Here is a 13,470-nt window from a genome sequence, read left to right on the forward strand (position 1 = left end):
TCTTTCTTAATAGGGAGAATTCGGGTAGTAGAACTGGCTGGCGTTGGCGCGCGTGATCAGTACCGACGGGATGATCGTCTTGGCCGGCAGCGTTTCGCCCTTCAGGCGCGCGTTGGCCGTCATCTTGATCGCGTCGTAGATGAACTTCGGCGAGTAGGAAACGTTCGCCTGGATCAGTTTGTCGCCGTCGATCACCTTCTTGACGGCGAACTTGGCGCCGGCGCCGCCGAACACCTCCTTGATGTCGGTGCGTTTCGCCTGCTCGATGGCCTTCAGTGCGCCGATGGCCATGTCGTCGTCGGCTGCCCATACGGCATCGATCGACTTGAAGCGCGTCAGGTAATCCTGTGTCACCTTGAACGCATCGTCGCGGTTCCAGTTGCCGTACTTCGCATCGAGCACCTTGATGCCGGGATGCTTCTTGATTTCGGCATTGAACGCGTTGACGCGCTCGTTGTCGATCGTGCTGGGCATGCCGCGCAACACGACGATATTGCCTTTGCCGTTCAGCTTTTTCGCCAGGTACTCGGCGGGCAGGCGGCCGAAGGCCGTGTTGTCGCCGGCGACGTAGGCGTTCTGCGCGGCCGGATTCGTGAGGCCGCGGTCGACGACCGTCACGTACACGCCCTTGTTCTTGACCTGCGCCACCGGCTGCGTGAGCGAGGCCGATTCCAGCGGCAGGATCACCAGCGCATTCATCTTGTTCACGACCAGCAGGTCCTGCACCTGGTTGGCCTGTTCGGGCGTGCTGCCGGCCGTCTTGACGATGACCTTCAGGCCGGGATGCGCCGCTTCCAGTTCCTTCTTGGCCTGGTTGGCCCACCACACGATGCCGCCGGTGAAGCCGTGGGTGGCGGTCGGGATGGCCACGCCGAGGGTGACGGGTTGCGCTGCAAGCGCGTGTCCGGCGCCGGCCAGCAGGCAGGCGACAGTGATCTTGTTCAGTAAATGCATGACGATTCCTTTGAAGACTAGCGGCGGCCACGCTGCAGGTAGGCCACGGTAATGATGACGACACCCTGCACGGCGGCGTTCAGGTACACGCTGATGATGCTCGTGAGGTTCAGGATATTGCCGATCACGGACAGCAGGATCGCGCCGATCACGGTGCCCATGATGCGACCGGAGCCGCCCTTGAGCGACGTGCCGCCGACGACGACGGCGGCGATGGCTTCCAGCTCCCACAGGATGCCGGTCGTCGGCGTGGCCGAGCCCAGGCGCGGCACGTACAGGATCGTGGCGATGGCCACGCACACGCCCAGCAGCAGGTAAGTGAGCGTTTTCACGCGGTCCACGCGGATCGACGCATAGCGCGCGACCTGCTCGTTCGAGCCGATCGCCTGCACGTGCTGGCCGAACGGCGTGCGGTTCAGGATGACGACGCCGGCGACGGCCACCAGCGCGAAGATCCACACGGGGATGGGGATGCCCAGCAGGCTCTGGTAGTACACCGGGCCATATGTCTCGGACAGGTTGTAGTCCAGCGTGATGGCGCCGCCGTCGGACAGCCACGTGAGTACGGCGCGGAAGATGCCCAGTGTGCCGAGCGTGACGATGAACGGCTCGATCCTGCCGTGCGTGACGAGGAAGCCGTGCGCGCCGCCGGCCACGGCCCCGAAGGCAAGGGCCAGCGCGATGCCGAGCACCACGGTCGCCAGGGGGGAGGGCGGCGAGGCACCCAGCGCCAGCGCGTTCATGGCCACGATCATCACGCCGGCGATCAGCGCCGCCATCGAGCCGACGGACAGGTCGATGCCGCCCGAGGCGATCACGAAGGTCATGCCGACGGCGATGATGCCGATGAAGGCCGTGCGCGTGAGCACGTTCATCAGGTTGTCGACGGTGGCGAAATCCGGGTTCAGCGCGGCGCCGGCGATGCACAGCAGGACCAATGCGATGACGGGGCCCGCTCCCTTGAGTCTGGAAAACAGGCTGGCAAAAGCGGGCTGGCCGGGGCTGCGCTCAGTGGTGGGTGTTGGTTGCATGGGAGATCAGGTTTTCTTCGGTGAGTTGGTCCGGTCCGAGCACGGCGTTCAGGCGGCCGCCGTGCAGCACGGCCACGCGGTGGCACAGGCCGATCAGTTCGATCAGTTCGGACGAGATGACGACGACGGCACGGCCCTCGGCCGCCAGCCGGTGGATCAGCGCATAGATGTCGCGCTTGGCGCCCACGTCCACGCCGCGGGTCGGCTCGTCCAGCACCACGACCTTCGGGCCGGGCCGCAGGTATTTCGCCAGCGCGAGCTTTTGCTGGTTGCCGCCGGAGAGCGAACGGGCCGCGCAGTCCGGATCGCGCAGGCGGATGCCGAAGTCGGCGATCGCCTGGTCCAGCGCGGCGCGGCCCGCTTTCGGGTCGACCCAGGGTCTGGCATCCTGTTCCAGGGTCATCATCGTCAGGTTCTCGCGCAGGCCCAGGTCCATGTGCAGCCCCTTGCCCTTGCGGTCTTCGCTCAGGTAAGTCAGACCATGTTCCATCGCCTCGCGCGGGCTGCGGATTTTTACCGTTTTGCCGGCGATCGTGATGGTGCCGGCGCTGCGGGGGCGCAGCCCGACGATGCTTTCGAACGCCTCGGTGCGGCCGGCGCCGACCAGCCCCGCGAAGCCGAGGATCTCGCCGGCGCGCACATCGAAGCCCAGGTTCTCGACCCAGCCCGGCACGGTAAGGCTCGACACGCCCAGCAGCACCGGCGCGCTGGCGGGCGGTGGCGCCTTCGCCAGGAACATGTCGGAGACGTCGCGGCCCACCATCAGGTTGGCCATCTGCTGGCGCGTCACGTCCGCCGTGTTGGCGCGGGTGACGAACTTACCGTCGCGCATCACGACCACTTCGTCGGTGTGCTTTTCCATCTCGTCGAGCTTGTGCGAGATGTAGACGATCGTCACGCCTTCGCTCTTCAGCCGGGCCATCAGCGTGAACAGCTTGGCCGTTTCGCCCGGCGACAGCGTGGCCGTCGGCTCGTCCATGATCAGCAGGCGCGCCTTGCGCGACACGGCCTTGGCGATTTCCACGAGCTGCTTTTCCGCCACGATCAGTTCCGATACGCGGGTATCCGGATCGACGTCGAGCCCCACCTGTTGCAGGTACTGGGCGGCTTCGCGCGCCATGGCACGGTGATCGAGCAGCCAGCCACGCGTTTTCTCGTGGCCCAGGAAGATGTTCTGGGCGATGGAGAGGTGCTCGGCCAGGTTGAATTCCTGGTGGATCAGCGCGATGCCGAGCGCCTCCGCGTCGCGCGCGCTGGCGAATCGGCGCTCGACGCCGTCCACGACGAGCTGCCCGCCGGTGGGGCGCTCGTAGCCGGCGAGGATCTTCATCAGCGTGGATTTGCCGGCGCCGTTCTCGCCCAGCAGGCCGACGACGCGGCCCGCCTCGAGCGCGAAGTCGACGCCGTGCAGCACGCGCACGGGGCCGAATTCCTTGACGACGTGGCTGAAGCGTACGGAAAGGCTCATCTTATTGCTTCGGCAGTTTCGCCAGCACGGCCTGCAGGCCCTTCAGCGACGCGGCCACGGTTTCCAGCTGGCCCATGCCGTTCGGATACTCTTCCTGCTCGATGATGATCCAGTCGGTGCCGCCCACCTGGCGCACGGCGCGCGCCAGGCCGGCCCAGTCGGTCTTGTCCTGCCCGATGATCGGCGTGCCGGCCACGCCCTCGGCCAGCTTGGCCTTGAAGTGCGTGGTGGTGGTGCGGCCCGGGTACTTCTGCACGTATTCGACCGGATCCTTGCCGGCATAGGTCGTCCAGCCCACGTCCTGCTGCATGATCGACGACTTCGGCGTGTTCTTCGCGATCACGTCCCACGGCGTGCTGCCCACGGCGCCGGCGAATTCGTCGGCGTGGTTGTGGTAGCCGATGCGCATGCCCTTGCCGGCCAGCTTGCCCGACAGGGCGGTGAGCTGCTTGCTCATGTCCGCGCTGCCCTCGGTGGTCTTGCCTCGTGCATCCATCGAGATGACGAGGTTCGAGCAGCCCAGGGTCTTGTAGAACGCCGTGGTGGCTTCGAATTTCGCATCGGCCAGCGCATCGAAGTGCATGTGCGCGCCGGCGCACTGCAGCTTGTTCTTCTCCAGGAAGGCTTTCAGGCCGGCCGGGTTGTCCTTGTACGGCCCGAACTCGCCGGCGAATTCCACACCCTGGAAGCCCAGCTTGCCGATTTTCGCCAGCGTGCCCTCGAAGTCCTGCTTGATCTCGTCCTTGACGGACCACAGTTGCACGCCGAGGCGCGGTTGCGCCGCCTGGGCAAGAGTGGCTGCGCCGGCCAGCGCCAGCAGCGCCGTGATATGGATCTTTTTCATGTTGTCTCCGTGATGTGTGGACGGGTTATCAGATGCGGCCGGCTTTCAGCTCGTCCACCGCGTGGGCGCAGGCACGGGCTGTCATGGCCATGAAGGTGAGCGAGGGGTTTTGCCACGCGCAGGAAGCCATGGCGGCGCCGTCCGTCACGAACAGGTTCGGCACGTCGTGCGCCTGGTTGAAACCGTTCAGCACGGAAGTCTTCGGATCGCGGCCCATGCGCGCCGTGCCCATCTCGTGGATGGACAGGCCGGGCGGCCAGTCTTCCAGCGACTTGATGTGCTTGCGGATTTCCTTCAGGCCCAGGTCTTCGAGGATGTTGGCGGCCGTGTCGGCGATATCCTCCTGCATCTTGCGGTCGTTGTCCGAATAGCTGCAGTCGATGTGCAGCAGCGGCATGCCCCACTTGTCCTTCTTCGTCGGGTGCAGGCTCACCATGTTCTCGTAGCGGGGCAGCATCTCGCCCTGGCCGCCCAGGACGAAGTGCCAGGCGCCGGGCTTCCTGATCATGGCCTTGAAGTCCTTCCCGAAGCCGGGCTTGTAGGCCGCCGACGTCCAGCCTTCGCGGCCCGCCCCGCCGGACAACGCATAGCCGCGCAGGAATTTCTCGTGTTTTTCCAGCACGTTGCGGAAGCGCGGGATATACGGCCCGGTAGGGCGGCGGCCCTGGTAGTAATCGTTCTCGAAGCCTTCGATCCGGCCGCTGGCGCCCGCGCCGAACAGGTGGTCCATCAGGTAGTGGCCCAGCACCCCCGACGAATTCGCCAGCCCGTTCGGGAACGCTTCGGAGGTGGAATTCAGCAGGATCGCCGTGGAGCCCAGGGTCGAGGCGCACAGCACCACGACCTTCGCGTGGAACTCGCGCATTTCCATCGTGTTGGCATCGATGATGCGCACGCCGGTGGCGCGGTTCGTCCTTGCGTCGTAGATCACGCTGTGCACGATGCTGTCGGTGGCGATGCGCAGCCGGCCGGTGGCGATCGCCGGCGGCAAGGTGGAGCTCTGCGTGGAAAAGTACGCGCCGAACGAGCAGCCGCGGTGGCACTGGCTGCGCGCCTGGCACTGGCCGCGGCCCTGCGCCAGCTGCGTTTCGCCCGGCGTCCTCAGGTTGGCAGTGCGCCCCATGATCATGCGCGCCGGCGCATATTTCGCGTCGAACTGCTTTTTCAGCGCCAGTTCCACCGTATTGAAGTCGAACGCGGGCAGGAATTCGCTGTCCGGCAGCACGGCCATGTTTTCCTTGCTGCCGCTGATGCCGACGTGCCGCTCGACATGGCTATACCACGGCGCCAGGTCCGCATAGCGGATCGGCCAGTCCACACCGTGGCCATCCTTCAGGTTCGCCTCGAAATCCAGGTCGCTCCAGCGGTACGACTGGCGCGCCCACATCAGCGACTTGCCGCCCAGCTGGTTGCCGCGGATCCAGCTGAACGGCCGGCCCTCGGGCGTGGAATACGGCATGTCGCGGTCGTTGTTGAAGAACTGCTGCGTGTGCTCGTCGAACGCGTAGCACGCCTTCTGGTTGAAGAACTGTTCGTCGGCCACTTTCGCGTCGACCTTGCCGCGGTTCGGCATGACCCACGGGTCCTTGTTCTCGCCGATGTAGTCGACACCGTGTTCGACGGGGCGGCCGCGCTCGACCATCAGCGTTTTCAGACCCCGCTCCGTGAGTTCCTTGGCGGCCCAGCCGCCCGTGATGCCCGAGCCGACGACGATCGCGTCGAACGTCTCCGGGCTGTTCTTGATGTAAAACGACGAGACAGGTTCCATGTTCAGAGTGCCCAGGTGCGTGTGGATCGGTTGATCTTGACATTGCCGGTATAGCCGCCGGGGAAGGGCAGGTACGCCAGTTCCTTCGACGCGCCGGCTTCGGACGTGTAGTAGGCAAACGCCACGTAGCCTTTCAGCCGGCGGAAGAACCCGATATCGTCGGCATTGAACGGCGCCGTGCCGGTATCGATGGCATGCAGCAGCGCCACCTGGCGCGCATGGGGCAGGGCGCCAAAGCGCTTGCCGCCCTGCGCCTGGGCCACGGACTCGATGCGCGCCAGGCCAGCGCGGAATGCGGCCTGATCCGGCTCCGGCACGCAGGCCTTCAGCAGGTGGTCGATCGTGCGGTGCGCGCCCACGGCCAGCGCGCCCGGCGTGTCCGTCTGCGGGATGATCAGTTCGGCCAGCACGGCGGTCAGCGCGAGTTCGTCGCGCGTCAGCAGTTCCGGCGCGGCGTTCTTGCCGGGTGCGGCCACGGCGGCGAGGATGTCGCCGGACAGTGCCAGCCCGCACAGCGCACCGATGCGCAGCAGGGCGGAACGGCGTGCATGAACAATGGTTGTTTCGGCGGGCTCTCGCGGCCCTTTTTCTCCAGGATGGAACATGCATCTCCTCCAATAAGACAACGATTTCAAGCGTGGTTCAACGCGTTGCGTGGTTGCCGGGCGGGTGCCTCGGCGACTCAGGCGTGGGTAAATCAGGCAGGGGTAAGCCTGGGGCGGCGCGCGGCCGTGCCGCGGCCGACGAGCGACAGCTGGTACTGCTTCGGCGTGATGCCCACCACCGTGCGGAACTGCTTGGTGAAGTAGCTCTGTCCACCGAAGCCCGTTTCGGCCGCCACACGGGCGATGTTGTTCACCTGCGGCAGCAGGCGGCATGCCTCGTGCACTTTCAGGTGCAGGATGTACTGTTTGGGTGTGAGCGAGAAATGCTGCTTGAACTTGCGTTCGAACGTGGACAGCGACATGCATGAAAGCCGCGCGAGATGCTCGATGCTGACGTTTTCCATCAGGTGTTCCTGCAGGTATTCGATGCAGGCGCGGAATTCGTGGAAGGGCGCGATGACGTCCTGCGAGCGCTTGGCGTCGCGCGAGAAGCCCTCGATGCCGACGATTTCGCCATGCCGGTCGCGGATCGGCGCCTTCGTCGTGAACAGCCACGTCAGCTCGCCGCTTTCGCTGCCGAGCACTTCGAGCTTGTTTTTCACGGTGACGCCCCGTTCCATCACCGACAGGTCGTCGGCGCGGATGCGGTCGGCGATGTCGCGCCGGAAGAAATCGTGGTCGGTCTTGCCGAGGATGTCGTTCACGTCCGCCCGATTCACATCCCCAACCGCGTGCTGTTCCTGAAGCAGGCGGTTACCCCACACGAACTGGCCCGCCCTGTTCTTGGCGAAGTAGTACATGTCGGACAGGGTGTCGAACAGCGCGCTGGGCTTGGAGATCCCGTGGGCTGCGAAAAAATTGGCACAATCCGCCTGCGTGGCGGCGCCGGTGCGGGTATCGGTGCCCGCCTGCAGGCGCTCGCCGGGCGCGCCCTGCGATACCACCACTCCCCTGCCAATGACGATCGTGCTCATCGTGGCTGTCTCCGTTTTCATTATGTCCGGATAGTAGCATTCCGGTAATTTTCGGCGTGTCAGAAAATCGGAAAAATTTATAACGAATTCGGCGCGGGTGCCTGGCCGTGCGACGGATCTAACCGTGCGTGGCCGCTCTCGCAAGCTGGGGCAGGGCGGCGGTATCGCTCTCGGCCAACGCCGCCACGGCCTCGAAAGGCTGCGGGTGGCCATACAGCCAGCCCTGCGCATACTCGACATCGCGGGTGCGCAGGTAATCGGCCTGCGCGGGCGTTTCCACCCCCTCGGCGACCATCACCAGCCGCATCGCGGACGCCATCGCGATGATATGGCTGACGACCTGGTTGGTCGGCGCCGTGGTGCCGATCGCTTCGATGAACGAACGGTCGATCTTCAGCGCGTCGACCTGCAGCGATTCCAGGTAGGACAGGCCGGCGTAGCCGGTGCCGAAATCGTCGATGGCGACCTTGATGCCGCGTGCGCGCAGTGCGCCGATGACCGTCCGCGCGGCCCCGATGTCGAGGATGCCGCGCTCGGTGATTTCCACGATGAGGTTCCCGGCCACGATGCCCCCGCGCGCCAGCATGGCGTCGAACATCTCGACGATCGGATCGGACTCCAGGTCGGTCGTGGAAACGTTGACGGCCACGTGGAAGTCGGGGTGCCGGGCCAGGAAGTGCTTTGTATCGTGCTCGACCAGTTCAAGGACACGCGCGGTCAGTGCCGTGATCGTACAGGTCTGCTCGGCAAGCGGAATGAACACGTCGGGGCCGATCAGTTCCCCGTTGGGCCGGCGCCAGCGCAGCAACGCCTCGGCACCGACGCACCGGCCCGACTGCAATGCCATGACCGGCTGGTAGAGCATGAAGAACTCGTCGTCACGCAAGCCCTGGCGCAATGCGGTGGCGAGCGACGTCTGCCTGCGGGCCAGCAGCAGGAAAGCCGCGGCCATGGCGATGCCCGCGACCGCGCCGGCCGGCACCAGCCGCAGCGCGATGGCGTTGCGCAGCGCCGGCAACTCTTCCAGGGGCAGCGCCGCCACGCCGGCCGATGGAAACAGCTGCGACCGGGTTACGGCAACCAGGTAGCGGCCGTCCGTGAACGTGACCTCGCGCTGGTTGCCCAAACGCTTGAGCCACGCCCTGTCGACGAAACCGGTCGACATCGACAGCGGTTCGTCCGGACGGCGTTCCAGGTGCAGCGCGGCCAGCGACATGCCGGGAACGGCGCTGCTGGCATCGAGCGGCAGGTCGCTGTGGAGCAGGGCCGCATAGCCATCGCGCTCGATGGCCATCATGCGTGTCGTGGAATCGCCGTCGACGGGAATGTGCGAGTAGACCCTTATGCCGTCGGACGAGCGCAGGACATGGTCGCCGAGCGGTATCGGCGTGTCGCCCAGCGATGAGCAGCGGATCACGCCGTCGCGCACGTGGCCGATGGCCTGGATGTAGGTCGACGTCAGGTCGATGCGCCGCATCAGCGCCAGCTGGTCGGGTGTGCACGGCGCGGCAGGGGACCGCGCCAGCTGGCGGATGCCGGCCAGCGTTGGCCGCACCATCTCGTCGGACCGGTGCCGCACCTGGCGCGCATACTGCAGGGCCAGGTCGGCCTGCGTGGCGTAGGCATGGCGCTCGGCCTCGTGCCACGCCAGCCACGGAGGGGCGAGCAGTGCCGCCAGCGCGGCCAGCATCGTGCAGGCCAGCAGGAACCGTTTCCGGATCGCGTTCTTCATCAGGTTTCGCACCTCCCGTGCGCCCTGCGTGCACCCGCCGGGTGCGGCGCCAGCGCTTCGTCGACATCCGCGGCCAGTATAGTGACAAGTGCAAGCCGGGGCCGCGCGGTTATGCTCGCCAAGCTGCCCGGCGCACACGTGCATCTGCCGATTCCATGCTATCCAGCCATGCTTGCGTCGTGCTAGATTGCGCTACCATTTACAATACTGCGAGACACCGATGACCTTCCTGCTCCGTACCGCCCGCCTGGGCCTGATGACCGCCGCCATCGCCTTTGCCGGCCACGCCAGTGCCGCCGACGGCACATGGAAATCGCTCTTCAACGGCAAGGACCTGAGCGGCTGGACCACGTGGGTCAGCATGCAGCCCACCTCCGACAACATGAAGACGCCGACTACGATCCGCGGGGCGAACAACGATCCGAAAAAGGTGTTCTCGGTGGTCGACGGCATGTTGCGGGTATCGGGAGAAGAGTGGGGCGGGGTGACGACCACGGGCGAGTACGCGAACTTCCACCTGAAGTTCGACGTCAAGTGGGGCGAGAAAAAATGGTTCCCGCGGCTGGACGCCCCGCGCGACAGCGGCCTGCTGTACTACGCCGTCGGCCCCGAAGGCGCGCAAAGCGGCCACTGGATGCGCAGCCATGAATTCCAGATCCAGGAAGGCGACTGCGGCGATTACCACAGCCTCGACGGCGTGACCGTCGACGCCCGCGTGGGCGATGCTAACCAGGGCGACTGGAAGTTCTTCCGCTACCACCCATCCCAGCCGCTGCGCACCGGCCTGGCCGCCCGTATCCTGAAGAAGGGCAACTACGAGAAACCGTCGGGCGAATGGAACACGATGGAAGTCATCGCCGATGGCAAGACGCTGATCCATATCGTCAACGGTCACGAAGTCTTCCGCGGCGAAAACTCGCTGCAGAAGGTCGATGGCAAGACCGTGCCGCTGGCGCGCGGCAAGTTCCAGATCCAGTCGGAGGGGGCCGAGACCTTCTACCGCAATATCGTCGTGAAGCAGCTCGATGGGCCGGCGGCGGTGGCGAAGTTCTGATCAGCAAAACAGGGGACGTACCCCTGTTTCAAGGCAACATAGCGGCTCCATCGAATTGAGCCCGGTCTTTCCTGCAAACAGGGGACGTACCCCTGTTTCCACGCAATGTTCCGACTCGCCGCATCGCTTGGCTGGCCGCTGTTTCCCAGAAACAGGGGTCCGTCCCCAGTTTTTCCTCGGCGAATCAGGTGCGTGCTTTTTCCCAGTATCCCGGCGAGTTGTACACGAGCTTGAGGTGATCGATGAAATGCCGGATCTTCGCCGGCAAATACCGCTGCTGCGGATACACGGCCTGGATCGGGTAGCTCGGCACGGCGTATTCGTCGAGCACCGTCACGAGTTCCCCCCGTTTCAGTTCGGACTGGATTTCCCAGGTCGAGCGCCAGCCGATGCCCAGGCCCTGCTTGACCCAGTCGAACAGCAGTTCGCCGTCGTTGCACGACAGGTCGCCGTCCACGCGCACGGCGAACGGCTTTCCTTCGTTTTGAAAAATCCAGCCGCGCTGCTGGCCGCCCTGCAGGTTGAACGCGAGGCAGTTGTGGCGCACCAGGTCGTCCGGCGTACGGGGAATGCCGTGGCGTTCAAAATACGCGGTGGTGCCGCATACCACGCGGCGGTTCGGGAACAGCGGCACGGCCACGTAATTGGGATCGGTCACTTCGCCGATGCGGATCGACATGTCGTAGCCCTCGCGCACCAGGTCCACCACGCCATCGGTCAGGTTGAACGACATTTTCAGTTCCGGGTGGCTGGAGCGGAACGCCGGCGCGTGCGGCGCCACGTGCGAGCGGCCGAAGGCGGCCGGCGCGGAAACCACCAGGTGGCCGCGCACCGTGGCGCGGCCGGCGCTGATGCTGTTTTCGGCGATGTCGAAATCGCGCAACAGCTGGCGGCACGGTTCGATGAATTGTTCGCCCAGCGCGGTAAGGGTCAGGCCCCGCGTGGAGCGGTGCATGAGGCGCACGCCCAGGCGGCGTTCGAGTGCATCGAGGCGGCGGCCCATCACCACGGGCGTGACGCCTTCGGCGACGGCGGCAGCGGCAAAACTGCCTTTTTCGGTAACGAGCAAAAAACTGCGAATTTCTGTGTAACGGTCCAATTGCATACTCCAAGTATCGACTGATCGAATACTAGCAGCAATTCAACAGATTGCGCCATCTCCGTAGGATGGGTCCATTGACATTAACCCCCAGGAGACAAGCATGGCCCGCATGAGAGCGATCGATGCAGCAGCAGCAGTGATGCGAAAAGAAGGTGTATCCACGGTATTCGGTGTACCGGGCGCCGCCATCAACCCGCTGTACTCGGCAATGAAGAAGGAAGGCGGCTTCAAGCACGTGCTGGCACGCCACGTGGAAGGCGCCTCGCACATGGCCGAGGGCTTCACCCGCGCCAAGGCCGGCAACATCGGCGTCTGCATCGGCACCTCCGGCCCCGCCGGCACCGACATGATCACCGGCCTGTACTCCGCGTCGGCTGATTCGATACCTATCCTTTGCATTACCGGCCAGGCTCCCCGTGCCCGCCTGTACAAGGAAGATTTCCAGGCCGTCGACATCGAGTCGATCGCCAAGCCGGTCACCAAGTGGGCCGTCACCGTGCGCGAGCCGGCGCTGGTGCCGCGCGTATTCCAGCAAGCCTTCCACATCATGCGTTCGGGCCGCCCCGGCCCCGTGCTGATCGACCTGCCGTTCGACGTGCAGATGGCCGAAATCGAATTCGACCTGGACACGTACGAAAGCCTGCCGGCCTACAAGCCGCAGGCAACGCGTGCCCAGGCCGAGAAAGCGCTGGAAATGCTGAACGCGGCCAAGCGCCCGGTCATCGTCTGCGGCGGCGGCGTGATCAACGCCGACGCGGCAGCCAAGCTGCAGGAATTCGCCGAGATCCTGAACGTGCCGGTCATCCCCACCCTGATGGGCTGGGGCGCGCTGCCGGACGATCACCCGCTGATGGCGGGCATGGCCGGCCTGCAGACGTCGCACCGCTACGGCAACGCCACGATCCTGGAATCGGACTTCGTGATCGGCATCGGCAACCGCTGGGCCAACCGCCACACCGGTTCCGTCGAGGTGTACACGGAAGGCCGCAAGTTCGTCCACATCGACATCGAACCGACGCAGATCGGCCGCGTGTTCGGCCCGGACTTCGGCATCGTCTCCGACGCCGGCGCCGCGCTGGACCAGCTGATCAACGTGGCTTGCGGCCTGGACGCGCTGGGCGCGCTGCCGGACCGTTCGCAATGGGTCGCCGAGTGCCAGGAACGCAAGCGCACCATGCTGCGCAAGACGCACTTCGACAACGAGCCGATCAAGCCGCAGCGCGTGTACGAAGAGATGAACAGGGCGTTCGGCCAGGAAACCTGCTACGTCAGCACGATCGGCCTGTCGCAGATCGCCGCCGCGCAGTTCCTGCACGTGTACAAGCCGCGCAACTGGATCAACTGCGGCCAGGCCGGCCCGCTGGGCTGGACCATCTCCGCCGCGCTGGGCGTGTGCGCCGCCGATCCGGAACGCCAGGTCGTGGCCATCTCGGGCGACTACGACTTCCAGTTCATGATCGAGGAACTGGCCGTGGGCGCGCAATTCAACCTGCCTTACCTGCACGTCGTCGTCAACAACGCATACCTGGGCCTGATCCGCCAGGCGCAGCGCAACTTCGACATCGACTACTGCGTGCAGCTGGCGTTCGAGAACGTCAACGCGCCGGAACTGGGCGTGTACGGCGTCGACCACGTGGCCGTCGTCGAAGGCCTGGGTTGCAAGGCGATCCGTGTCCGTGAAATCGCCGACATCCAGCCGGCATTCGCCAAGGCCAAGGAGCTGATGAAGGAATTCCGCGTGCCGGTCGTGGTCGAGATCATGCTGGAACGTATTACGAACATCGCGATGGGCACCGAGATCAACGCCATCAACGAGTTCGAGGCGCTGGCCACGGAAGAGGGCGATGCACCGACCGCCGTCGCGCCGCGCCTGAAGCAAGCGAAGTAACAGAAGCAACAGTAGACCATCCCGGCAGTGTGCCGGGATGGTCGCAACAA

At 65.2% G+C, this 13,470-nt stretch carries 11 protein-coding genes; 2 read left to right on the top strand and 9 right to left on the bottom strand.

The window, feature by feature from the left end; translation table 11 throughout:
• Positions 1-6 precede the first annotated feature (6 nt).
• From ACY65G_RS27455 to ACY65G_RS27490, 8 genes are all read right to left on the bottom strand, one after another.
• Positions 7-954, bottom strand: coding sequence for a substrate-binding domain-containing protein (locus tag ACY65G_RS27455; RefSeq protein WP_465000452.1), 948 nt, complete (start codon positions 952-954; stop codon positions 7-9).
• A 17-nt stretch (positions 955-971) separates the two neighbouring features.
• A complete protein-coding gene (locus ACY65G_RS27460) occupies positions 972-1,985 on the bottom strand; it encodes an ABC transporter permease (protein ID WP_465000453.1) in 1,014 nt (337 codons plus the stop codon).
• Positions 1,963-3,453 (bottom strand): sugar ABC transporter ATP-binding protein, encoded by a 1,491-nt coding sequence (locus tag ACY65G_RS27465; protein ID WP_465000454.1) that lies wholly within the window; start codon positions 3,451-3,453, stop codon positions 1,963-1,965. Before ACY65G_RS27465 ends, ACY65G_RS27460 begins: the two co-directional genes overlap by 23 nt.
• 1 nt (position 3,454) lies before the next feature.
• Positions 3,455-4,297 (bottom strand): sugar phosphate isomerase/epimerase family protein, encoded by an 843-nt coding sequence (locus ACY65G_RS27470; protein WP_465000455.1) that lies wholly within the window; start codon positions 4,295-4,297, stop codon positions 3,455-3,457.
• 28 nt (positions 4,298-4,325) lie between these two features.
• Positions 4,326-6,065 carry a GMC oxidoreductase gene (locus tag ACY65G_RS27475; RefSeq protein WP_465000456.1) on the bottom strand — a complete coding sequence of 580 codons (1,740 nt, stop codon included), beginning with the start codon at positions 6,063-6,065 and terminating at the stop codon, positions 4,326-4,328.
• A 2-nt stretch (positions 6,066-6,067) separates the two neighbouring features.
• Positions 6,068-6,670, bottom strand: a complete 603-nt coding sequence (locus ACY65G_RS27480; protein ID WP_465000457.1) for a gluconate 2-dehydrogenase subunit 3 family protein — start codon at positions 6,668-6,670, stop codon at positions 6,068-6,070.
• A gap of 92 nt (positions 6,671-6,762) precedes the next feature.
• The gene (locus ACY65G_RS27485) at positions 6,763-7,644 is read right to left on the bottom strand and encodes an AraC family transcriptional regulator (RefSeq protein ID WP_465000458.1); all 882 of its coding nucleotides are present in this window, start codon (positions 7,642-7,644) and stop codon (positions 6,763-6,765) included.
• A 118-nt stretch (positions 7,645-7,762) separates the two neighbouring features.
• Positions 7,763-9,376: an EAL domain-containing protein gene (locus ACY65G_RS27490; protein ID WP_465000459.1), complete on the bottom strand. Its 1,614-nt coding sequence runs from the start codon at positions 9,374-9,376 to the stop codon at positions 7,763-7,765.
• A 220-nt stretch (positions 9,377-9,596) separates the two neighbouring features.
• Here ACY65G_RS27490 and ACY65G_RS27495 point away from each other — a divergent pair, with 220 nt between their 5' ends.
• Positions 9,597-10,430, top strand: a complete 834-nt coding sequence (locus ACY65G_RS27495) for a 3-keto-disaccharide hydrolase (protein WP_465000460.1) — start codon at positions 9,597-9,599, stop codon at positions 10,428-10,430.
• Between the two features lie 184 nt (positions 10,431-10,614).
• Here the strand turns inward: ACY65G_RS27495 and ACY65G_RS27500 are convergent, their stop codons facing one another.
• Positions 10,615-11,529, bottom strand: a complete 915-nt coding sequence (locus tag ACY65G_RS27500; protein WP_465000461.1) for a LysR family transcriptional regulator — start codon at positions 11,527-11,529, stop codon at positions 10,615-10,617.
• A gap of 103 nt (positions 11,530-11,632) precedes the next feature.
• On the opposite strand from ACY65G_RS27500, the gene gcl reads away from it, so the two are divergent.
• Positions 11,633-13,420 carry a glyoxylate carboligase gene (gcl, locus tag ACY65G_RS27505; protein WP_465000462.1) on the top strand — a complete coding sequence of 596 codons (1,788 nt, stop codon included), beginning with the start codon at positions 11,633-11,635 and terminating at the stop codon, positions 13,418-13,420.
• Positions 13,421-13,470 lie beyond the last annotated feature (50 nt).

This window comes from Pseudoduganella sp. jia 12, assembly GCF_055502675.1.

Excerpts from the sequence above, each read along its gene's own strand:
- ACY65G_RS27455 (WP_465000452.1), bottom strand. The coding sequence starts at position 954 with ATGCATTTACTGAACAAGATCACTGTCGCCTGCCTGCTGGCCGGCGCC.
- ACY65G_RS27460 (WP_465000453.1), bottom strand. The coding sequence starts at position 1,985 with ATGCAACCAACACCCACCACTGAGCGCAGCCCCGGCCAGCCCGCTTTT.
- ACY65G_RS27465 (WP_465000454.1), bottom strand. The coding sequence starts at position 3,453 with ATGAGCCTTTCCGTACGCTTCAGCCACGTCGTCAAGGAATTCGGCCCC.
- ACY65G_RS27470 (WP_465000455.1), bottom strand. The coding sequence starts at position 4,297 with ATGAAAAAGATCCATATCACGGCGCTGCTGGCGCTGGCCGGCGCAGCC.
- ACY65G_RS27475 (WP_465000456.1), bottom strand. The coding sequence starts at position 6,065 with ATGGAACCTGTCTCGTCGTTTTACATCAAGAACAGCCCGGAGACGTTC.
- ACY65G_RS27480 (WP_465000457.1), bottom strand. The coding sequence starts at position 6,670 with ATGTTCCATCCTGGAGAAAAAGGGCCGCGAGAGCCCGCCGAAACAACC.
- ACY65G_RS27485 (WP_465000458.1), bottom strand. The coding sequence starts at position 7,644 with ATGAGCACGATCGTCATTGGCAGGGGAGTGGTGGTATCGCAGGGCGCG.
- ACY65G_RS27490 (WP_465000459.1), bottom strand. The coding sequence starts at position 9,376 with ATGAAGAACGCGATCCGGAAACGGTTCCTGCTGGCCTGCACGATGCTG.
- ACY65G_RS27495 (WP_465000460.1), top strand. The coding sequence starts at position 9,597 with ATGACCTTCCTGCTCCGTACCGCCCGCCTGGGCCTGATGACCGCCGCC.
- gcl (WP_465000462.1), top strand. The coding sequence starts at position 11,633 with ATGGCCCGCATGAGAGCGATCGATGCAGCAGCAGCAGTGATGCGAAAA.